19 protein-coding genes and 3 pseudogenes are annotated in these 20,352 nt (G+C 59.5%); 18 read left to right on the forward strand and 4 right to left on the reverse strand.

What is annotated here, in order from left to right:
• Window positions 1-40 precede the first annotated feature (40 nt).
• The 5 genes and pseudogenes from tnpA (at window position 41) to OVA00_RS08555 (ending at window position 3,589) form a co-directional block, all read left to right on the forward strand.
• The gene (tnpA, locus tag OVA00_RS08535) at window positions 41-493 is read left to right on the forward strand and encodes an IS66-like element accessory protein TnpA (protein ID WP_268088521.1); all 453 of its coding nucleotides are present in this window, start codon (window positions 41-43) and stop codon (window positions 491-493) included.
• A 30-nt stretch (window positions 494-523) separates the two neighbouring features.
• A complete protein-coding gene (gene tnpB / locus OVA00_RS08540; RefSeq protein WP_268088616.1) occupies window positions 524-844 on the forward strand; it encodes an IS66 family insertion sequence element accessory protein TnpB in 321 nt (106 codons plus the stop codon).
• 62 nt (window positions 845-906) lie between these two features.
• Window positions 907-1,482: pseudogene (locus tag OVA00_RS08545) on the forward strand (IS66 family transposase zinc-finger binding domain-containing protein); the annotation flags it as partial.
• A 58-nt stretch (window positions 1,483-1,540) separates the two neighbouring features.
• Entirely contained in the window at window positions 1,541-2,743 is a 1,203-nt protein-coding gene (locus OVA00_RS08550) for an IS256 family transposase (protein WP_268088617.1), read from the forward strand.
• Window positions 2,744-2,890: 147 nt separating this feature from the next.
• Window positions 2,891-3,589 (forward strand): helix-turn-helix transcriptional regulator, encoded by a 699-nt coding sequence (locus OVA00_RS08555; RefSeq protein WP_089045403.1) that lies wholly within the window; start codon window positions 2,891-2,893, stop codon window positions 3,587-3,589.
• A gap of 327 nt (window positions 3,590-3,916) precedes the next feature.
• Here OVA00_RS08555 and OVA00_RS08560 read toward each other — a convergent pair whose 3' ends face one another.
• The 3 genes from OVA00_RS08560 to OVA00_RS08570 form a co-directional block, all read right to left on the reverse strand.
• A complete protein-coding gene (locus tag OVA00_RS08560) occupies window positions 3,917-5,164 on the reverse strand; it encodes a type II toxin-antitoxin system HipA family toxin (protein ID WP_268088618.1) in 1,248 nt (415 codons plus the stop codon).
• The gene (locus tag OVA00_RS08565) at window positions 5,157-5,492 is read right to left on the reverse strand and encodes a helix-turn-helix domain-containing protein (RefSeq protein WP_029742477.1); all 336 of its coding nucleotides are present in this window, start codon (window positions 5,490-5,492) and stop codon (window positions 5,157-5,159) included. Before OVA00_RS08565 ends, OVA00_RS08560 begins: the two co-directional genes overlap by 8 nt.
• Before the next feature lie 432 nt (window positions 5,493-5,924).
• Window positions 5,925-6,851, reverse strand: coding sequence for a nucleotidyltransferase and HEPN domain-containing protein (locus OVA00_RS08570; RefSeq protein WP_244495328.1), 927 nt, complete (start codon window positions 6,849-6,851; stop codon window positions 5,925-5,927).
• Between the two features lie 399 nt (window positions 6,852-7,250).
• Between OVA00_RS08570 and trbB the strand changes: the two are divergent.
• The 13 genes and pseudogenes from trbB to OVA00_RS08635 all read left to right on the forward strand — a co-directional run bounded on the left by trbB (window position 7,251) and on the right by OVA00_RS08635 (window position 19,717).
• A pseudogene (gene trbB, locus OVA00_RS08575) lies at window positions 7,251-8,220 on the forward strand (P-type conjugative transfer ATPase TrbB).
• Window positions 8,210-8,590, forward strand: coding sequence for a TrbC/VirB2 family protein (locus tag OVA00_RS08580; RefSeq protein WP_113189234.1), 381 nt, complete (start codon window positions 8,210-8,212; stop codon window positions 8,588-8,590). The pseudogene trbB and the gene OVA00_RS08580 overlap by 11 nt, the downstream one beginning before the upstream one ends.
• A complete protein-coding gene (locus OVA00_RS08585; protein ID WP_060644942.1) occupies window positions 8,562-8,876 on the forward strand; it encodes a conjugal transfer protein TrbD in 315 nt (104 codons plus the stop codon). Before OVA00_RS08580 ends, OVA00_RS08585 begins: the two co-directional genes overlap by 29 nt.
• Before the next feature lie 10 nt (window positions 8,877-8,886).
• Window positions 8,887-11,337, forward strand: a complete 2,451-nt coding sequence (locus tag OVA00_RS08590; protein WP_268088620.1) for a conjugal transfer protein TrbE — start codon at window positions 8,887-8,889, stop codon at window positions 11,335-11,337.
• Window positions 11,309-12,112 carry a P-type conjugative transfer protein TrbJ gene (gene trbJ / locus OVA00_RS08595; protein ID WP_029742470.1) on the forward strand — a complete coding sequence of 268 codons (804 nt, stop codon included), beginning with the start codon at window positions 11,309-11,311 and terminating at the stop codon, window positions 12,110-12,112. The genes OVA00_RS08590 and trbJ overlap by 29 nt, the downstream gene beginning before the upstream one ends.
• A gap of 38 nt (window positions 12,113-12,150) precedes the next feature.
• On the forward strand, window positions 12,151-12,309 hold the full coding sequence (gene trbK, locus OVA00_RS08600) for an entry exclusion protein TrbK (RefSeq protein WP_318267773.1): 159 nt from the start codon (window positions 12,151-12,153) through the stop codon (window positions 12,307-12,309).
• Window positions 12,303-13,481: a P-type conjugative transfer protein TrbL gene (gene trbL, locus OVA00_RS08605; protein WP_029742468.1), complete on the forward strand. Its 1,179-nt coding sequence runs from the start codon at window positions 12,303-12,305 to the stop codon at window positions 13,479-13,481. The genes trbK and trbL overlap by 7 nt, the downstream gene beginning before the upstream one ends.
• A gap of 20 nt (window positions 13,482-13,501) precedes the next feature.
• Window positions 13,502-14,164 (forward strand): conjugal transfer protein TrbF, encoded by a 663-nt coding sequence (locus OVA00_RS08610; protein ID WP_060644937.1) that lies wholly within the window; start codon window positions 13,502-13,504, stop codon window positions 14,162-14,164.
• Window positions 14,165-14,180: 16 nt separating this feature from the next.
• Window positions 14,181-14,993 (forward strand): P-type conjugative transfer protein TrbG, encoded by an 813-nt coding sequence (gene trbG, locus OVA00_RS08615; protein WP_112975494.1) that lies wholly within the window; start codon window positions 14,181-14,183, stop codon window positions 14,991-14,993.
• Between the two features lie 3 nt (window positions 14,994-14,996).
• Window positions 14,997-15,434 (forward strand): conjugal transfer protein TrbH, encoded by a 438-nt coding sequence (trbH, locus tag OVA00_RS08620; RefSeq protein ID WP_268088621.1) that lies wholly within the window; start codon window positions 14,997-14,999, stop codon window positions 15,432-15,434.
• 177 nt (window positions 15,435-15,611) lie between these two features.
• A pseudogene (locus OVA00_RS08625) lies at window positions 15,612-16,885 on the forward strand (IS256 family transposase).
• A 65-nt stretch (window positions 16,886-16,950) separates the two neighbouring features.
• Window positions 16,951-18,153, forward strand: coding sequence for an IncP-type conjugal transfer protein TrbI (gene trbI / locus OVA00_RS08630; RefSeq protein ID WP_442780472.1), 1,203 nt, complete (start codon window positions 16,951-16,953; stop codon window positions 18,151-18,153).
• 475 nt (window positions 18,154-18,628) lie between these two features.
• Window positions 18,629-19,717 (forward strand): nucleotidyltransferase family protein, encoded by a 1,089-nt coding sequence (locus OVA00_RS08635; RefSeq protein ID WP_029742463.1) that lies wholly within the window; start codon window positions 18,629-18,631, stop codon window positions 19,715-19,717.
• A gap of 23 nt (window positions 19,718-19,740) precedes the next feature.
• On the opposite strand, the gene OVA00_RS08640 is transcribed toward OVA00_RS08635, so the two are convergent.
• Complete coding sequence (locus tag OVA00_RS08640) at window positions 19,741-20,343, reverse strand: TraH family protein (RefSeq protein ID WP_029742461.1); 603 nt, start codon at window positions 20,341-20,343, stop codon at window positions 19,741-19,743.
• Window positions 20,344-20,352 lie beyond the last annotated feature (9 nt).

The raw sequence follows: 20,352 nt of genomic DNA on the forward strand, positions 1-20,352 counted from the left end.
GCGTGTGCGAGAAGGTTTCCAGGACTATCTGGAGATTTGCATGGCAGATGATGGATTTGTTGGTCGCTATGAGGTTGTTGAGCCGCGGCGCGGTAACCGGCGTTGGCCGGATGATGTGAAGGCTCGGATCGTGGCGGAAAGCCTTGAGCCTGGTGTGCGAGTAGTGGATGTCGCGCGCCGTCACGGCGTTGTAGCAAACCAGCTTTCCGATTGGCGACGTCAAGTGCGTGACGGCATTCTGGTGCTGCCGTTTGCAGCGACAACGACGCTGTCGGAGCACGATGGTATCGAGCCGGCATTCGTGCCTCTGGCAATCGCTGCGGAGCCACCTGAGCCTGTCAATCGTTTGTCGCTTCCGAAGCTGGCCTCCGACGGGCCGCAGGCGCAGGTTTTGACGTTGGAGATTGGCTCAGACGTTGTGATGCGGGTTCCTAACGATGTGCCGGTTGAACGTGTGGCGGCTCTGGTGCGAGCCATGCGAGGGACGGCATGATCGTCGCGGGCCAACGACTGCCGATCCTGATTGCAACGCGAGTCGGTGGACTTCCGCTGTGGGCATCAGGCGCTGGCTCTGATGGTGCAGACCGAGTTGAAGCTCGACCCGCATTCCGGGGTGACGGTGATCTTCCGGTCGAAGCGCGGGGATCGTCTGAAGATCCTGGTGTGGGATGGCACAGGAATGGTGCTGACCTACAAAATTCTTGAACATGGAAGCTTTGCCTGGCCCAAGGTGCAGGATGGGACGATGCGCCTTTCCAGGGGGCAATACGAGGCTTTGTTCGAGGGGCTCGACTGGCGGCGAGTGATAGTGCAACGGGTGATCGCGCCGTCGGCGGCAGGGTGAATATCCGGCCGTCTTTGCATTGTTTTGTTTGGCTTTTTCGTGCTGCCTTGCTATAAGGGCGCATGTCATCACCCCTTGATCTCAGCTTGTTTCCGGACCTTCCGCCAGAGGTGGTAAAGGCGTTTGCGGCGATGCAGTTCGAGCTGTCGGTCGAGCGTTCTGCACGTCAGCATGAGCAGGCTGTGGTGGCCGAAAAGGACGCCTTCATCGCCGAGTTGAAGGAACTGATCGAGAAGCTTGAGGGGCAGGTTCACGACTACAGGCGCACGAAGTTCGGGCCGAAATCGGAAAAGCTCGATCCGGCGCAGATGGAACTGGCGCTGGAAGACCTTGAAACGGCGATCGCCGAAACACAGGCGCGGATCGCCGCCGTCGAGAAAAAGATCGAAGCCAGCGCATCCGATCCGGACAAGGCGGCTCCTCGCAAGGAGCGTAGGGCTCGTGCACTGCCCGAACACCTGCCGCGGGTCGAGCGCGTGATCGAGCCCGAGAGCATCGTTTGCCCTTGCGGTTGCGGCACCATGGTTCGGATCGGCGAGGATCGGACGGAACGGCTCGACCGGGTCCCGGCACGCTATGAGGTGATCGTCACGATCCGCCCGAAATACGCATGCCCCAAGGGTCGAACGGGCGTCGTCGGGAGTGTCAGGAATTCTGTGCGGTGGGCCATGATGATGAAAAGGAGCGAATCATCACATGGCTATCGAAAAAGAACTTCTGGACCAACTTCTTGCTGGTCGTGATCCATCCGATGTTTTCGGCAAGGACGGCTTGCTGGATGACCTGAAGAAGGCACTGTCGGAGCGTATTCTCAACGCCGAGCTTGATGAACATCTCGCCGTCGATCGCAGCGAAGGACCGTCGGGCAATCGGCGGAATGGATCTTCGAAAAAGACGGTGCTGACCGGTACCTCGAAGATGACGTTGACCATCCCGCGCGACCGGGCCGGTACGTTCGACCCGCAGCTGATCGCCAAATATCAGCGCCGCTTTCCCGATTTCGATGATAAGATCATTTCCATGTACGCGCGCGGCATGACGGTGCGGGAAATCCAGGGCCACCTCGAAGAAATCTACGGTATCGACGTGTCGCCGGACCTGATCTCGGCGGTGACCGACCAGGTTCTGGAGGCCGTTGGCGAGTGGCAAAACCGCCCGCTCGAGCTGTGCTATCCCCTCGTGTTCTTCGATGCCATCCGGGTCAAGATCCGGGACGAAGGCTTCGTTCGCAACAAGGCCGTTTATGTCGCGCTCGCAGTTCTGGCGGACGGCACAAAGGAAATCCTCGGGCTCTGGATCGAGCAGACCGAAGGGGCAAAGTTCTGGTTGCGCGTGATGAATGAGCTGAAAAGCCGTGGCTGCCAGGACATCCTGATCGCCGTGGTCGATGGCCTGAAGGGCTTTCCCGAAGCCATTACTGCCGTCTTCCCTCAGACGATCGTCCAGACCTGCATCGTCCACCTGATCCGGCATTCTCTGGAGTTCGTGTCCTACAAGGATCGCAAACCCGTCGTACCGGCGTTGAGAGCCATCTATCGTGCTCGAGATGCCGAGGCTGGAATGAAGGCGCTGGAGGCTTTCGAGGAAGGGTATTGGGGCCAGAAATACCCTGCCATCTCTCAAAGCTGGCGGCGCAATTGGGAACACGTTGTTCCCTTCTTCGCCTTCCCAGAGGGCGTCCGCCGCATCATCTACACGACGAACGCCATCGAGGCGTTGAACTCGAAACTTCGTCGGGCAGTGCGCTCGCGCGGCCATTTCCCGGGTGACGAAGCCGCGATGAAGCTGTTATATCTGGTCCTCAACAATGCGGCCGAGCAGTGGAAGCGCGCGCCGAGGGAGTGGATCAAGGCAAAGACACAGTTCGCCGTCATCTTCGGCGAGCGGTTCTTCAACTGATGAAACCGGCCCACCGCACAGAATTCCTGACACTCCCATAGCGTTTACAAACCTTCACAAAACCATTGTGAATTCTTCACCCAGGCTTCGTTGCACCCTTTTTGCGAGCATTGCACGCTTGGCAATCGCAACCGGAGATGATGCCAGATGAATTCAGCACTGGACCAACTGATTGACGCAAGCAATGTTGCAATGAATGAAGAAGACATTCGCGAGGCACTTTGCGCGTTCACGAAGCGATGCGCATTCGACTGGTTTGCCTATGTCGATATGACCTTCCCTTTCGGTGCAGCGTTCACGAACTTCCCCGAGGCGTGGCAGGACGAGTATTCCGCCTGCGGCTACTTGCAGATCGACCCCGTCATGGCCCAGGCCCAGCGCTTGATGCGCCCGTTCGCCTGGCTAAACGCACCCACGCCGGGTGCCGATCGCAACGTCAGACAATTCTGGGATGGCGCCCGCCGCCACGGTATCGGGGGAGGGGTATCCATCCCTATCCGTTGCCCCTTCGGCAACTTCGCGGCACTGACTTTCGCCGCAAGAGACTGGCCACATATCAAGTCACCGCTCGACGAATTCAAGGCGATCGCCGCGGTCGCCTTCGTCCATGCACGCATCGTTGCGTGCCGGCCCACCACGCTGAAGGCGCCCGATGTCAATCTTTCGGCGCGCGAAGTCGAATGCCTCGCCTGGGCATCGCTCGGGAAATCGATGGCAATGACAGCGGAACTGGTGGGCATGCGGCCAGGCACCGTGAAGTTCCACCTCGATCGGGCGCGAATGAAGCTTGGAGCGTACAACCTCACCAACGCCGTTTATCAGGCAACCCGTCAACGATTGATTTAGTGCCAGGTGAACGTTCGCAGTCGGCGACGCCGATCCTCCTCGAACGATACCGCCAACCTCGGAGCTAAGGGCGGTCCATGATGGGATGCGAGACAATAGCGAACTTGTGGCTCTTTTCGAACAGCTCGAACTCGCCGCTCGATAACAGGACTGTCCCTATGACCTTGCAAGTGAGGTCTCTCCGTTGGCGGTCTCAGCTCGCCGCCGACGCGGGCAATCTAGCGCTCGTGCAGCGTGGCGAGGAGGTTGCTCCAAGAGGCGATGCGTCGCGCCCAGATAGCCCCATGGAGCAGGAGGACGGATCGAAGCTGTGGAGGAAGGTCCTCGTCACAGGGCTAGCGCCCGCTGCAGATCGTCGTGCTCAAACGCGCTGGCCATGCGGTTGATCTCGGCCGACCGCGCACCGACCACCTTTGCGGTCTCCCGCCAAGTCGCGGTGGCGGTCGCCACTTCTTTGAGGATAGTGCGAGCTTGGGCGAGCGTGAGGGCGAAGAACCCGGCGGCTTCTTCCAGCAGATCGAGCGAGCAGGTACCCTCATCGAGATCGATATTGGTCGTCAGCACCCGTGCCTTGACGTCGGTCGGCACCGGATTAAGGTCATAGGCAGGGGACAACGACCACCCGACCTTACCGAGCCAGAGAAAGCCGTGATTTCGCAGGTGATCGTCGACGTTGGAAATCAGCACATTGAAGGCCACGCGGCGATAAAGGGCGTGGGCATCGGTTCTTCCTTGCGCTCCGTGTTCAGCCAACGCGTCCACGATCTCTGGGTAGCTACCGCGCTCTCCGTCCCTGGCGCCCATCATCGCCATTGCCGACAGGAAGGGAATTCGGACGGTACCATCGCGGTCGAAGCGACGGGACAACAAGACCTTCTTACCGGCCACGTCTATGAGTTCGTGGAGGGGCGTCGCAATGCCGGCCTGATCAGCCAGTCGCAGAGCAATCTCCTCCCATGTCTCCATGCTATATTCGTCGGTCTCCTTGGGAAACTTGGCAATCGAGAGGTGGCCATGTTGATCGATGACGGAGGCCTTCGGCCTGGCCCCACCAAGCGACGAGCCAGGTGCAAAGATAAGTTGGAGGTCTTCGTCGGTCTCCTCATCGCGTAGGATCCGCTCGGTGATCTGCAGCAGGCGACCGAGCTCGATAAAGGCGGGGACACCGGCGCGGACCGGAGCTTGGAACGGCTCTTCGCCGGCCCAGCGAAAGCGTAGTGCACCCAACCGGGTCTCGTCGGCGACGCCAAGCAGATAGTCACTTTCAGCTAGCGTGCGCACAGCACGGCCGTCCCGCTCCGCAATGCGTCGTTCGGAGCGTTGCATGAGGCGGCGGCCCCAGGTGTCAGGTGCCGAATCGCCGATGGAGCCGAAGGTCGTGAGGCCGGCGGGCGGCGCGAAAGCTCCTCGAGTGAGGGCCAGAGCCGGCTCCAGCGAGAAGCGGTCGGGGTCCTCCAGCCACGCGCGGTCATACTCGAACATGATAGTCTCAGCGCCACGGACGCGATTGCTCCGCGCCAGCCCGATCGGGCGCGTGCGGCCGTGAAGGTCGATGTGAACTTCGAAATCAGCCATCTCGCGATGATCCCGGCAATCGCCTCGGGTGAGCGTGCTTAGGTAGTTGGGCGCTGGCCAGCGACTGACCGACACTGTCGTTACTGATGTCGGCGATCTGGCTCAGCCCATCCAAGAGGCCAAGCGCGTGCAGGACGCCGGCATAAATGCCGATACTGACGTTGGTGTCGCCTGCCTCGATCTTCTGAAGTGTCGAGCGCGACGTGAAGGCACGTTCGGCCACCACAGCCATCGGCAGCCGCCGGCGCCGTCGTGCGTCATGTATGTCTGCGCCCAGTTTGCGCAGCGCGCGCCGCACCGCGGCCGGAGGATTATGAGGTGTCGGCATTTGCTACCTTCGCACTACAATTTGGCCGAATATGTAGCACGAAGCTTACAATTTTTCCAGAGGCGATAGTCAGACAAGAAGTCCAACGGGTTCAACTCGGGAAATGGTACGATGAGAAGTCTGACGCGCCGGTCCGCCACTCTATATAGGCTCTCAGCGCTCCTGCGCTCGACTTAAGGCCGACAATGGTGATGTCACCAAACATGATCGTGCCAAGCGCCATCGACTTCGCCCCACGGGGCCATCGGATACTCACGCTCGGCTCTGGATAGACGCGCCGGATCGTTTTTGCTTCTTCGACTCCTTGAGACATGAGGCGAATACAGCAACGCGTATGGTTCTATCCGATCTTCTGCCGGACCGAATTTGCAACGGATACGTTTTGCCTGACGGTCTTGCCGGGAAACGGCTCACCCAACATATCCTCCCCACCTAGCCTTCGAGTTTCGTAGCCAGAGCTTCGAGCGCATTGAGATGGTCTTCGCAGACTTTCTTGACCAACGCGTGGAGGACTTGCGTGCGCTCGACAAGGAAAGCGAGCGCCTCGTCGGTTATCTGGTAGTGCTTCGAGTACCGCGCCTTCACATAGGCTTCGTTTATCGTGTTGAACCAGGCAACATAGCGCTGGCGGTCCTGGGGCCAGGCATCCGCCAGACTACGGTCAAGTTCTTCCGCAAAGCCGCGCAGGGAACGCAGATTGTGCGTCGGCGGACCATAGTTCTTCAGGACAAGCAGCACGGTCGAATAGGCGTGTTCTATGGATTGATGGAGCTGAAACGCTGCAAGTGCGGCATCACCCTCAGATATGCAAAACCGTGCAACCTTGAGGAATCCAAGGGCGTGCGGCAACCGGCCCTGATAATGCTCGCGCGCGACATCAAGTTGCTGCTGCGGGCTTAGCGGTCGCGGCTCAGCGAGCGGCTCACTGTCAAGTTCATAGAGCACAATCCCTTGTTGACGGATATCGCAGAAGAAGTCGTTTCCCTTTTTGAGCTCTTCATTCACCTCCCGCCGCGAATGCACGATAAACGGCACTTGGTCGCCTTTCAGCATTTTGTCGGTCAGCAAGCGATCAGCGGCGCTGTTCCAGTAGGTGACAAAATCCGTCAGCTTGCGATTGTTGACGATGACCAACAGGTCGTAGTCGGAACGATATCCTTTGCCAGTGTGCGCCTCGTCCACCCAATCGCCGCGGGCATAGGAGCCGAACAGGATGACCTTGAGTATGCGCCCCTTCTTCTTGAACTCCGCAGCGCCTTCGGCCAGCGCATCGTCGAACTCCTCGCGCAGGATCTCCAATGCCCGAGCGAGCTGGCGCCGCTTGGCTTCGGGAAGGTGATCCAGGTTGGATTTCATCATGGTCGGAGGGGGCTCTAGCTTCGCGGTTCAATAGGCAGTCGATCGAAACAATATTAAACACTCTCCGACTCGCCGCAACCCAAGCGTTAGATGCTGCTGCTGCCGAGGCTTTGCCCGAAGGGCCAATCCTCCCGGCGAGGGGCGACTAACACTTCTGCGAGTAGATTGATCCGCGCGACGCTGCAAATCTCCCCGACGAAACGAATAGGAGATTTACTTGATGCCTGTCATCCCGATGACTCGTTGCGAAACCAGTCCGATTGCGTGCCGTGACACCCCCAGACCGAGAGCAACTACCGGGACGTGCAGCTTCGACACCGAACTTCCCGATGTTCCCTTTTCATTCGCTTCCGGTCGTCCGATCGTCTTGTTTCCTCTTCAGCAGAAAGCTGCATCGTGATGACACCCCTCAATCGCTCACTTCCTCGCCTCATCAGCAAACTTCAGAACGCTCTCGGCGATCATCTTTGCGTCGCTCTCGATGATCCAAGCGTAGTCGAAATCATGCTGAATCCCGACGGAAAACTGTTCATCGAACGCCTGGGGCACGGCATCAAAACGGCCGGCGAGCTGTCTCGATCTGCGGCCGAAACCGTAATCGGCACCGTCGCTCATGTACTGAACTGCGAGGTGGACGACGAACGCCCGATCGTTACGGGCGAGCTTCCAATTGGCGGCCACCGCTTCGAGGGTCTTCTTCCGCCGGTTGTGTCGGGACCATCCTTCACGATCCGGCGCCGTGCCGCACGCCTCATCCCCCTGGACGAGTTTGTCGCCAGCAAAGTCATGACGACCACACAGGGCGAAGTCATTCGGAGTGCGGTGGCCGCCAAGCTAAATATCGTCATCTCCGGCGGCACGGGATCAGGCAAGACGACGCTTGCCAACGCGATCGTTGCCGAAATCGTCGCCCAGGCACCAGAGGATCGCCTGATCATTCTTGAAGATACGGCCGAAATCCAATGCGCAGCGGAAAATGCCGTTTGCCTCCACACGAGCGATGCCGTTGACATGTCCCGTCTCCTCAAAAGCACGATGCGACTTCGTCCCGACCGCATCATTGTCGGTGAAGTCCGCGACGGAGCAGCTCTGACGCTGCTGAAGGCCTGGAACACTGGCCATCCGGGTGGCGTTGCGACGATACACTCGAACACGGCGCGCTCTGCGCTTCAGCGTTTCGAGCAGCTTACTTACCGAGGTCAGCCAGCAACCGATGCAGGCGGTGATCGGGGACGCTGTCGATCTGATCATCTCGATCGAGCGGACACCGAAGGGGCGTCGCGTCCCGGAAATCCTTCACGTCGAGCGATTTGCCGGCGGCCAGTACCAGATCGAGCCCTACGCCGAGGAAGCACGCAATGCAGCCTAACCGCAGATTTCTTCCATTCAGCATTGTTGCACTATCTGCAATCGCTGTTGCTGGCCCCGCGGTCGCCGGCTCGGGCGGAGGACTTCCATGGGAAGGGCCGCTTGAGCAGATTCAGGAGTCAATCACTGGTCCAGTCGCCGGCTATATCGCGCTCGCGGCAGTCGCCATCGCCGGCGGCATGCTGATCTTTGGTGGCGAGCTAAACGACTTCGCACGACGGCTGGTGTATGTGGTCCTGGTCGCCGGGGTCCTGCTCGGTGCCACACAGATCGTCGCCCTTTTCGGCGCCACCGGAGCCACCATCGCACTGTCGGAGTCGCAGGCAGAATCGGTGCGTTCGGATGGAAGTTGGGAGGCGGCGCGTGGCTGAAACCGGTCTTCAACGCAACCGTATACATCGGGCCCTCTCCCGACCAAACCTTCTGCTTGGTGCAGATCGCGAACTGGTGCTGATTACAGGCCTTGCCGCCGTCATCCTTATCTTCGTGGTGTTAACGATCTATTCGGCGCTCTTCGGGATCGCTGTATGGATCATGGTCGTTGGCGCGCTACGCATCATGGCCAAGTCGGATCCGCTGATGCGGAAGGTCTACCTCCGCCACATTTCCTATAGACCCTCTTACAGACCAACCGCCTCGCCGTGGCGTAAGTATTGAGGAGGCGAGCATGGTCGCGCTCAAGCAATTCAGGGCCAAAGGCCCTTCGTTTTCTGACCTCGTACCCTATGCCGGTATGGTGGATAACGGCGTCCTTCTCTTGAAAGACGGAAGCCTCATGTCCGCCTGGTACTTTGCCGGGCCAGACCTGGAAAGCGCGACAGATCAGGAGAGGAACGAGCTCTCTCGCCAGATCAACGCCGTCCTGTCGCGGCTGGGCAGCGGTTGGATGATCCAGGTCGAAGCAATCCGGATTCCAACCGTCGACTACCCGTCGCAAGAACGTTGCCATTTTCCGGACCCGGTTACGCGGGCAATCGATGCGGAACGCCGCATGCATTTCGCGCGCGACAACGGGCATTTCGAGAGCAAGCACGCCCTGGTGCTCACGTATCGGCCGCCGGAGTCCAGGAAAGCGGTGCTGAGCAAATATATATACTCCGACGAAAAGAGCCGCAAGAAGTCCTACGCCGACACGGTTCTCATCGCGTTCAAGAACGCTGTTCGCGAGGTCGAGCAATACTTCGCAAACACCCTATCCCTGCACAGAATGCGAACCCGCGCCATCGCCGATCGAGGCGGCGCACGAACAGCCCACTATGACGAACTCCTTCAGTTCGCCCGGTTTTGCATTACCGGCGAAAACCATCCAATCCGCCTCCCAGACGTCCCCATGTATTTGGACTGGATCGCGACGGCCGAGCTTCAGCACGGGCTGACACCGATGGTTGAAAACCGCTTCCTCGGCGTCGTCGCGATTGATGGCTTTCCTGCTGAGAGCTGGCCGGGAATCCTGAACAGTCTTGACCTGATGCCGCTGGCCTATCGTTGGTCGTCGCGTTTCGTGTTCCTCGATGCGGAGGAAGCTCGACAGAAACTCGAGCGGACGAGGAAGAAATGGCAGCAGAAGGTGCGGTCGTTCTTCGATCAGCTCTTCCAGACGCAGAGCCGATCAGTCGATCAGGATGCTCTCACCATGGTGGCGGAGACTGAGGACGCCATCGCCCAGGCATCGTCGCAACTGGTCGCCTACGGTTACTACACGACTGTCGTCGTGTTGTTCGATGGCAACAAAGAAGCCTTACAAGAAAAGGCGGAGGCGGTCCGCCGGCTGGTTCAGGCCGAGGGTTTCGGCGCCAGGATCGAAACACTAAACGCGACGGACGCCTACCTCGGAAGCCTGCCGGGCAACTGGTACTGTAACATCCGTGAGCCTCTGATCAACACGAACAATCTCGCTGACCTCATCCCGTTGAACTCGGTCTGGTCGGGTGATCCGGTAGCCCCGAGCCCGTTTTATCCGCAGAACTCGCCGCCTCTCATGCAGGTCGCCAGCGGTTCGACACCCTTTCGGTTGAACCTGCATGTCGATGACGTCGGTCATACTTTGATTTTCGGCCCCACTGGCTCCGGCAAGTCGACCTTGCTGGCGCTGATCGCTGCGCAATTCCGACGCTATGAACATGCCCAGATCTTTGCCTTCGACAAAGGAAACTCACTTCTGCCGCTGACACTTGCCGCAGGCGGCGACCATTATGAGATCGGCAGCGACGGGAAGGGGAGGGCACTGGCGTTCTGCCCGCTTTCGGAGCTCTCCACCGACGAAGATCGCGCTTGGGCGACCGAGTGGATCGAGATGCTTGTGGCGCTTCAAGGCGTCACGATCACCCCGGACCTTCGCAACGCGATCGCCAGGCAAATCAGGCTCATGGCCAGTGCGCCCGGACGTTCGCTGTCTGACTTTGTCTCAGGCGTTCAGCTTCGTGAGATCAAGGATGCTCTGCATCATTACACGGTTGACGGTCCGATGGGCCACCTGCTCGACGCGGAGCATGACGGGCTCAGTTTAAGATCGCTCCAATGCTTCGAGATCGAACAGCTCATGAACATGGGAGAGCGCAACCTCGTTCCAGTGCTCACCTACCTGTTTCGAAGGATCGAAAAGCGTCTCGACGGATCCCCAAGCTTGATACTGCTCGACGAAGCTTGGCTGATGCTTGGCCACCCGGTTTTCCGCGACAAGATCCGTGAGTGGCTCAAGGTTTTGCGGAAGGCAAACTGCGCCGTTGTGCTCGCGACCCAGTCGATCTCGGATGCTGAGCGCTCTGGCATCATCGACGTGTTGAAAGAATCCTGCCTAACCAAGATCTGCCTTCCAAACGGTGCTGCGCGGGAACCCGGCACTCGAGCGTTCTACGAGCGGATTGGCTTCAACGAGCGGCAGATCGAGATTGTTTCGATGGCCACTCCAAAGCGCGAATACTACGTGGTTACGCCCGAGGGCCGCCGGCTTTTCGATATGGCGCTGGGTCCTTTTGCGCTCAGCTTCGTTGGCGCGTCCGGCAAGGAGGACCTCAAACGCATTCGCGCGCTCAGATCGGAACATGGCCGGGACTGGCCGACCCAATGGCTGAAAACGAGAGGAGTTCAGGATGCTGCGTCACTGCTCAATATCGAATAGGGTGGTTCCGGTATTAGCCGCCATTGCCATGGCATCCTTGTCCCCGCTGCCGGCACGCTCCGGCTCGGCAACGGGCGTTGCCACCGAATGGACGCAGCTTGCCAACAACGCTCAGCTCGTCGATCTCCTCAAGAGCAGTGGCCTGCAGGTCGACAACCAACTGACCCAGATCAGCCAGCTGGCGGAGCAAATCCAGAACCAGCTGAAGATTTACGACAACATGCTCCAGAACACGGCGCGATTACCTGATCATATCTGGGGCGAGGTCGAGCGCGACCTGAGCCAGTTGCGCGGCATCGTGGAGAATGGGCAAAGCATCGCCTTCTCGATGGGTAACGCGGACGACGTTCTTCAGCAGCGCTTCAAGAGCTACGCAGACTTGAAGAAGAACCTGCCTAGCGGTGAGAGTTTCTCGTCGACCTACCGGGCCTGGTCAGAGACAAACCGCGACACAATCGCCGGCACTCTGAGGGCAGCAAGCCTCACCGCCGACCAGTTCGATACGGAGGAGGGCACCATGGACGAGATCCGGTCGATGTCACAGTCCGCGGACGGACAGATGAAGGCGCTGCAAGTCGGTCATCAGATCGCTGCACAACAGGTAAGCCAGATGCAGAAACTGCGCGGTCTCGTCTCGCAGCAGATGACGATGATGGGCACGTGGCTTCAGTCGGAACAGACCGACAAGGATCTGGCACAGGCGCGACGGGAAAGGTTCTTCGACGCACCTGTGAAGGAGATTCCTGAAGGTCAAGAGATGGAGCCCCGCTGGTGAACCGCACAATTGCAATTGTGGGGCTAGTCGTCGCCGCTGTGGTCCTATCAGCCGTTACAGCCGTCGTCTTCAACACGTTCGCCTCTGGTCAGCGCGTCATGTCCGAGGAACAGAGAGAGGCGCGCGAGAGTTTTTTCGGCTCCAGCACAGAGTTGCCTCCGATCAAAAAGGGGCAGGAGATGAAACCGAGATGGTGACACGCTCATCGGACCGGACACTCATCCTAGGGTGCGTGATTGCCCTTGTGGCCGCGGCGCCTGTCTATGCCCAAGCGGGCCAGGTGCTGACGGAGCTTGAAAACCAGGTCGTCGTCGCCGCCAAAGGGTGGGAGACCACCATCATAGACGCGGCGCGATCCCTGTTCTGGATCCTCGCGGCTATCGAGATCGGGATATGCGCCGTTTGGCTGGCCCTTCAGGCGGCATCGCTCGACGGTTGGTTCGCCGAACTCGCGCGGCGGATTATGTTCGTCGGCTTTTTCGCCTTCGTTCTTGATCAGGGACCGACCTTCGCCAGAGCAGTGGTCGATAGTCTTTTTCAGATTGGGGCAGGCGGGGGATCGGCGTCGCCGGCCGAAGTCTTCGATGCAGGCATTCGCGTTGCTTCTCAGATGTCGCAGCAGGCCAAATTCGGCGTTTTCGAGGATAACGCACTGGCGGTCGCCGCGGTTCTCGCCATGGGGGTCGTGGTTATTTGCTTCTCGCTCGTTGCCGCGATCTTCGTCGCAGTGATGGTCGAGATGTATGTCGGTCTGCTCGCCGGCATGATCATGCTCGGTCTTGGTGGCTCGTCCTTCACCAAGGATTTCGCGGTACGCTACCTCGTTTATGCCTTCGGCGTCGGCATGAAACTAATGTCCCTCGTGATGATCGCAAATATCGGATCAAACGTGCTGCTCGGACTGGCGCGAGCGCCAACCGCAACGTCCGACCAATTCATCACGACACTTGCCATAGCCGGCATCTCCGTCGTCGTCTTCATCATCGCCATGTATGTGCCCAACATCTTACAAGGGCTGGTCCAGGGGGCCTCTGTGACTGGTGGAATGGAGACAATTCGTCATGGTGGCCAAGCTGCCTCTTTCGCCGCCGGTGCGGCGTCACTGGCAGCCGGTGCGGTCGGCGCCGGCACCGCAGCGGCCCAGTCCGCTCGCGCCGGCGGCTCAACGACCGCCGCCTCAGCGCTTCGCGGGATGGGAGCCGCTCTCGGCTCCGGTGGAAAGGCAATGGGGTCTGCCGCCAAAGAGAAAGCGATCGGATCGCCTGGTGCCTATGCCGGGTCACTGCTCGGACTTGCCAACGCGAAACTCGACAAGGCACGCGGGCGCGCCGGCCGGAGCAAGGCGATGCCTGAGCGAAACGATGAATAGTGTCACAAAGGAATTTATCTATGGCAGCAAACCGCGCCCCCGAAAACCCGTACCTTGCTGCGCGTCAGGAATGGTCCGAGCGATACGGCTCCTATGTCAAGGCGGCCGCCGCGTGGCGCATCGTTGGCATTCTCGGGCTTGCCATGGCTGTTATCGGATTCAGCTACGCAATGTATTTGAGCACCCAGGTCCGGCTGGTGCCCTACATCGTCGAGGTCGACAAACTAGGCACACCGATCGCCGCGGGTTTCCCGGAGCAGATAGAGTATGCAGATGCGCGCGTGGTGCGTGCGACGCTTGCAAATTTTGTGGCGAGCTTCCGGAGCATCTCCCCGGATGCAGTGGTCCAGAAGCAGTACATAGACCGCACTTACGCCCTCCTTCGCACATCGGATCCATCTACCCAAAAGATCAACTCATGGTTTCGCGGCAACTCGCCGTTTGAGAAGGCCAAGTCGTCGACCGTGGCCATCGAGGTCAACAACGTTGTCGCGCTTTCGAACCAGACCTACCAAATCGACTGGACGGAATACGAGCGCGACCGCAAGGGCAAGGAATCCGGCACGCGCCGGTTCCGCGGGATCGCAACTGTCACGCTGACGACGCCGCAGGACGAGGCGATCATCCGCATCAATCCCATTGGCCTCTACGTCCAGGACTTCGACTGGACCGCGCAGCTTTAAGGGCAGGGACATTCAAATGCACAAATCAGTATTGATGGCGGCGGCAGGCTGCATGGCCGGGCTCGCGTTTGTCGGCGGCACGTTCGCGCAAGATATGACGACGAGCGAGGCAAAGGGCACGAGTTTATCCGCCAAATGGCGTGGCGCGCCGGGGCTCGTTACAAAGGGGCCCGACGGCAAGGTCATCTTCCTCTTTGGGCAAATCCAGCCCTCGGTGGTTTGCTCGCCGCTCCAAGTCTGCGATATCGAACTGCAAGGCGGCGAGATCGTTCGCGACGTACTCGTTGGCGATACGGTCCGATGGAAGGTCGAGCCGGCGACATCAGGTGCTGCCGGCGGGCAGGCAATCCATCTCATCGTCAAGCCATCCGAACCTGGCCTCGTGACCTCAATGGTCGTCACGACGTCGCGGCGAACCTATCACATCCAGCTGAAGTCTCATCCGAACCAATATATGGCCAGGGTGGGGTTTGAGTATCCGGAGGATGTCGCGCACAAGCTCGCCGATATCAACTCACGACTGGAGGCCGGAAGCTTCGGGTCGGCGGCGCCCGAGGTGCTGACTTTTTCATATACGGTAAGCGGACGCGCGCCTTGGAAGCCGAAGCGCGTCTATTCCGATGGCCGCAAGACCTACATCCACTTTCCACGTTCCATCGCCGGGCAGGATGCACCGGTTCTCTTTGTCGTCAGCGGCGGCCAGAACCGCGTGGTCAATTACCGCATGAAGAACGACATGATGATCGTCGACTACACCATCGATCGGGCAATCCTTGTCTCTGGTGTTGGCTGGCGTCAGCAGAAAATCACGATCAGGCGAGGAGGTTGAACCGTGCCAAGATTTTTCGCCGCTCTCGTTGCGGCACCCCTTCTTGCAAGCTGCCAGACCGCCGATCCACAGCACTCGGTGATAGGTGCGCCGATCGCCATCACCGGGCCGGCTGCAAGCGCGATAGCAGGCGACATGGCGAGCAGGTTTGCCGAGCAAATCAGGTCCGCCGGCGCGGCCACCATCAATTTGCAGGGAGAGCCGTCCGCATATGCGGCCGCGCTCGAGGCCGCCTTGAAGGGGTGGGGGCACACGATCGTTGCCGATGGAAAAGCTGCCAAGGATCAGAACCCGATAGAACTCGCCTATTCAATCGATAGCATCGACGGCCAGGTTTTCGCGCGGCTGACCACGTCCTCGATCTCGCTTGGCCGCGCCTACACGCCCACTGCGACAGGCGCGACGCCGACGAGCCCGCTTTCGATCATGCAGCGCGGATGACAGGAGGCGACTTTGGTTCAATCGCTACAGCTCGGTGCATCCCCTAATGGCGACGATCAGCATGGGATGCGCCGCCTCAACGAGCTATGACGGAAACTGGGTGATGACGGTTTGATGAGGGCGGCGTATCGAGGCGGGTGACAAGCCTGCCAGAACCTCATGAAAGAGCGATACGCCATGAAGACAGATAGCACTGTTGTTTCCTTTCCGCATCCCGAGACGCTCGATGATCCCCTGACATCGGTTCTACGCGAAGGCGCGCGCCGGCTTCTGGCACAGGCCGTGGAGGCGGAAGCCGAGGCGTTTCTTGCGGCCATGGCCAGCGAACGCCTAAGCGATGGGCGGGACCGGGTGGTGCGGCACGGCCATGGGCCTGAAAGAACGATCCAGACGGGGATCGGTCCGGTTGCGGTGCGCCGCGTCAAGCTGCGCGACCGGGCTTTGGAGACTTGCGGCGAGGATCGCATCACCTTCACGTCGGCGATCCTGCCGAAGTGGGCACGACGCACGAAGAGCCTCGACGCCCTGCTGCCGGTCCTTTACCTGCGCGGCATCTCGACCGGCGATTTCCAGGAGGCGCTTGCCGCGCTGCTCGGCAAGGACGCGCCGAACCTGTCACCCTCGGTGATTGGCCGGCTGAAGGAGGAGTGGCAGGCCGACTATGATCGCTGGCAACGCCGCGACCTGTCAGCCCGCCGCTACGTCTACATCTGGGCCGATGGGGTCTATCTTCAGGCACGCATGGAGGACGATGCCGCTTGCATGCTGGTCGTCATCGGCGCGACGCCGGAAGGCAAGAAGGAACTTGTCGGTTTTCAGGTCGGCGTGCGCGAAAGCACCCAGAGCTGGCGCGAGCTGCTCGTCGGGCTGAAGGCCCGCGGGCTTTCGATTGCGCCAGAAATTGCCGTGGGCGACGGCGCGCTCGGCTTCTGGAAGGCGCTGGAGGAGATATTCCCTTCGACCCGCCATCAACGGTGCTGGCAACACAAGCTCCTCAACATCCTCAACAAGGTGCCGAAGTCGGTGCAGCCGAACATGAAGGCCGATCTCAGGGAGGTCCGCGATGCCCCGGATCGGGCAACCGCCGAGGTCGCGATCGCCGTCTTCGTCGACAAATACAAGGCCAAATATCCCAAGGCCGTCAACTGCCTGACGAAGGACCACGAGGCATTGCTGACCTTCTTCGACTTCCCAGTACCGAACACTGGGACCATCTGCGCACCTCGAACCCGATCGAAAGCGTCTTCGCCACCGTCAGGCACCGCACGGTGCGAACCAAGGGAGGCCTGTCCCACAACACAGCACGGCTCATGGTCTTCAAGCTCGTCATGAGCGCCGCCAAAACCTGGCGCCGGCTGAAGGGCGAAAATCAGTTGCCAAAGGTCATCGCCGGCGTCAAATTCACCGACGGTGTCGCCGAAACGACGACCCCTGACCATCGCGCCGCCTGATCGGCCTCGTCACCCATTTCCGACCATAGCTCCGCCTCAACCGGCTGCCAGTCATCGTCACAGTCATGATCGTTGCGCTGTTCCTCGGCGTTGTCGTGATTGGACTTTCATGGCGCGGACTATCGTTCAATCGAGCCAATGAGCTTGAAAGCGCGGCAAACGGCAGCGCTACGAATTTCGGAGACCAGTTGAAGCGCGGTGTGCCGGACGGGATTATCGGGGAGCCTGAAGGCAAAGAAAGCGTCCAGCCGACGCCAGCCGTTGTCGAGAAAGAGCAGGCGAGGGAGCCGGACATCGAGCGGCAAGCAGAGGTCCGCGATAGCAAGCGGCAACGGCTGGAGTCCGAGGAAGACTGGAAAGCTCGACTGAAGCGCGAGCAGGACGAACAATATATCCGGGAAGCCCAGCGCCAACGAATGGCCCGCCTGCAGGCGCGTGCTACCGCAATGGATTCACCTCTGACTGTTGACGTCTCCAACGCTCGGACGTCTGCGGCTGATCGTGTCAGCGGCAGCCAGAGCTCAAGTCGCGCCCCCAATAGCGCTTCTGACCTCTATGCAGCTGCGATGAAGTCCAGTGCGATGGGCCAGAATGCCGATCCAAATGGACAAACATCGAAGGAAGACTTTTTCAATCAGGACATCAAGGATCTCGGGTACCTGCCCAACCAGGTCGTGCCGGCGCTTTCTCCCTATGAGCTGAAACGCGGCTCAGTCATTCCTGCTATCTTGCTTACGGGCTTGAACTCCGACCTACCTGGAAGGATCACAGCGCAGGTCAGCCAAAACGTCTATGACAGCGCAACCGGGCACCGCCTGTTGATCCCGCAAGGTGCAAGACTGTTCGGGCGCTACGATTCAAAGGTGTCGTTCGGCCAGCAGCGCGTGCTCGTTGTGTGGACCGATCTCATTCTTCCGAATGGCTCAACACTACAGATCGGCGGCATGGCCGGCACAGATGCCGAGGGCTATGGCGGCTTTAGAGACCGGGTCGACCGGCACCTCTGGCGAACATTCGGATCGGCGGCGCTTATTGCGCTCATCGGCACCGGGATCGATGCTTCAATGCCGGAAAGCTCGACCCTTGCGACACAGGATAGCGCCTCGGACGCAGCGCGCAGGAATTTCGCAGAAACCTTCGGACGCGTCGCCGAGCAGACGATCTCCAAGAATCTCAACGTGCAGCCGACAATCCGGATCAGGCCGGGCTACAGGTTCAACGTTCTCGTTGACCAGGACATTATCTTCCCATCTCATTACAAGGGCTAGCTGAGCACGGCCATTAGACGAACCTCGTCGGTTGTTGATCGATTTCCGCAGGTTGAGCGACGGCGCACGGTCAGCGGCTTGCTATTTCCGTGCATTGTTCCGCTTTTATTTGGCGCCTTCGACAAACACTAATATCAAGTATCTGGATCGCACTAATTTTATGCTTTGGACTCAAACGCCACAACGGTCTTGGGTGTTTGGACGAAGGGTTATGCCTTTTTTGTGGAAAGGTATAACGTTGATTTTTTCGACAAACATCAGTCCTATCCTTGACCCTCGATTCCGATCCAGTTATACCTTTTTTGATAAACGGTATAACGTCGAGGAATGCGACACGGGCAGCGGAGTCCGGTGAAAAATAAGCCGAGATCCTCCCGAAGAGAGAGCCAGTGGCGGTCTATCCGCTCGGCGACAAGCGGCTTGCCTATCCTGCTACGCAATCGAGAGACAGAAATCCGAGGAAAAAAGCCCGCCAATGAAGCAAATCGACCTCATGTACCAGACCATGCTGGCCGAACTCGGCCAACGCTCGCTCGACGCCGCATGGACGGCCGACTTCCCCCCTGAGGGCAGGTTCACGCCGGTCACAGTGAAAGATCGCCGCTACTGGTACTTCGATATCCCTGATGGAACTGGGGGCAGGACACGCCGCTACGTTGGTCCTGCGGACGATCCGGACATCGCAAAGCGCGTCGAAACCCACAAGCGAGAGAAAGACGACCTTCGCGCCCGCAGGCGCATGGTGGCGTCGCTGACCCGCGAAGGAGGCATGATCGCTCCGGATTCAATGACGGGCGATATCGTCGAGGCGCTGTCGGCTGCAGGCCTATTTCGGCTGCGGGGCGTTCTCATCGGCACGGTAGCTTTTCAGACTTACGCCGGAATCCTCGGTGTTCGCCTGCCGATGGCCGCGCTCCTCACAGGCGATGCGGACATCGCACAGGACTACGCCATCTCTCGTGAGGTTGAAGACACCCTGCCGCCGATGCTCGAACTGCTGCAGTCAGTGGATCCCACCTTCATCCCGGTGCCCCATCGATCGGGCGCCGCGTCCTCGTCCGCTTTCCGAACCGCCAACGGCTACAGAGTCGAGTTTCTGACATCGAACCGCGGCTCAGACGATTACCTCGACCAGCCCGCTAAGATGCCAGCTCTGGGTGGAGCTCGTGCCGATCCGCTGCGTTTTCTCGATTTCCTGATCCGCGATCCGGTGCGGACAATGCTGCTTCACAAGTCCGGTGTCCCTGTGACTGTCCCAGCCCCCGAGCGGTATGCCGTTCATAAGCTCATCGTCGCCAGCCGCCGACACAACGACGTGCAGGGGGCTGCGAAGCGGGACAAGGATATCCGACAGGCCGAACTTCTGTTCGAGGCCCTGCAGCAGACGAGGAGGGCATCGGACCTAGCCCTCGTATACAACGAGGCGTGGGAACGCGGTCCGCAATGGCAGGAAGCCATTCGCGCCGGAGCTGGCATGATGAGGAAAGAGGGATTGGACCGCCTTAGGGACTGTCTCACGTACGGCGCCATCCAGATCGGCGAAGATATCACAATGCCATTCTGACGACACAGGGAACGGGATGAATGTCAATTTCCGCCGATGCGGGACAGGTCAATGCGAATTCCAGCGCGTCCAAGATCCTCATTCGTCCCGTTCGCGGGTATAGTCATTGCTGCTTCCTCATCATCGATAGAATGCACTTTGCTTTGCTTCGGCATTTCGATTGAACCTCCCGGGTCCTCCGCCTCGAACACGCTTACGCCTTCGAACTCTCCCGTCTTCCAGGCATAGACCGCATCCTCGAAAATCTGCGGAAAGACGTCATCGCTCCTCGGATTGCCGTACCATTTGGCAACGATCCGCAGGATCTTCGCAAACATCAGCGTGCCCATTCGCAGGTTCGCACATGGTTCGACGAGGTCGGATTTCAGTTCGTACGCCTCTTTCAAGACTACTCCTGCCGGAAACTGCGTTAGGCCCACGCGAACGACTGCGCGCCCTACATTCTGCCGAATGATCTCCATTGCGCTGTCCGCTGTTGTCGCCTTCGGCACGAGGATCAATCGCCCGCCCGAATTCACGGTAATGGTAAGCGGATCGGGCGAGCCGGCTGCCTCAACGAACTTCTCTACGATCGCCGGCCTGAGTGAGGGGTCGGCACATTCTTTGATCAACGCAATGTCCATCATGCGATCTCC

The sequence above is a fragment of the Ensifer sp. SL37 genome (assembly GCF_026672675.1).
GTDB classification, from domain to species: Bacteria; Pseudomonadota; Alphaproteobacteria; order Rhizobiales; family Rhizobiaceae; genus Ensifer; species Ensifer adhaerens.

What these genes read in the sequence shown, in the direction of transcription:
- OVA00_RS08585 (WP_060644942.1), top strand. Translation starts at nt 8,562, where the DNA reads ATGGAAGTTGGGAGGCGGCGCGTGGCTGAAACCGGTCTTCAACGCAAC.
- OVA00_RS08565 (WP_029742477.1), bottom strand. Translation starts at nt 5,492, where the DNA reads ATGCCGACACCTCATAATCCTCCGGCCGCGGTGCGGCGCGCGCTGCGC.
- OVA00_RS08635 (WP_029742463.1), top strand. Translation starts at nt 18,629, where the DNA reads ATGAAGCAAATCGACCTCATGTACCAGACCATGCTGGCCGAACTCGGC.
- OVA00_RS08550 (WP_268088617.1), top strand. Translation starts at nt 1,541, where the DNA reads ATGGCTATCGAAAAAGAACTTCTGGACCAACTTCTTGCTGGTCGTGAT.
- trbJ (WP_029742470.1), top strand. Translation starts at nt 11,309, where the DNA reads ATGCTGCGTCACTGCTCAATATCGAATAGGGTGGTTCCGGTATTAGCC.
- OVA00_RS08570 (WP_244495328.1), bottom strand. Translation starts at nt 6,851, where the DNA reads ATGATGAAATCCAACCTGGATCACCTTCCCGAAGCCAAGCGGCGCCAG.
- trbI (WP_442780472.1), top strand. Translation starts at nt 16,951, where the DNA reads ATGATCGTTGCGCTGTTCCTCGGCGTTGTCGTGATTGGACTTTCATGG.
- trbG (WP_112975494.1), top strand. Translation starts at nt 14,181, where the DNA reads ATGCACAAATCAGTATTGATGGCGGCGGCAGGCTGCATGGCCGGGCTC.
- OVA00_RS08610 (WP_060644937.1), top strand. Translation starts at nt 13,502, where the DNA reads ATGGCAGCAAACCGCGCCCCCGAAAACCCGTACCTTGCTGCGCGTCAG.
- OVA00_RS08640 (WP_029742461.1), bottom strand. Translation starts at nt 20,343, where the DNA reads ATGATGGACATTGCGTTGATCAAAGAATGTGCCGACCCCTCACTCAGG.
- OVA00_RS08555 (WP_089045403.1), top strand. Translation starts at nt 2,891, where the DNA reads ATGAATTCAGCACTGGACCAACTGATTGACGCAAGCAATGTTGCAATG.
- OVA00_RS08590 (WP_268088620.1), top strand. Translation starts at nt 8,887, where the DNA reads ATGGTCGCGCTCAAGCAATTCAGGGCCAAAGGCCCTTCGTTTTCTGAC.
- tnpA (WP_268088521.1), top strand. Translation starts at nt 41, where the DNA reads ATGGCAGATGATGGATTTGTTGGTCGCTATGAGGTTGTTGAGCCGCGG.
- OVA00_RS08580 (WP_113189234.1), top strand. Translation starts at nt 8,210, where the DNA reads ATGCAGCCTAACCGCAGATTTCTTCCATTCAGCATTGTTGCACTATCT.
- trbL (WP_029742468.1), top strand. Translation starts at nt 12,303, where the DNA reads ATGGTGACACGCTCATCGGACCGGACACTCATCCTAGGGTGCGTGATT.
- OVA00_RS08560 (WP_268088618.1), bottom strand. Translation starts at nt 5,164, where the DNA reads ATGGCTGATTTCGAAGTTCACATCGACCTTCACGGCCGCACGCGCCCG.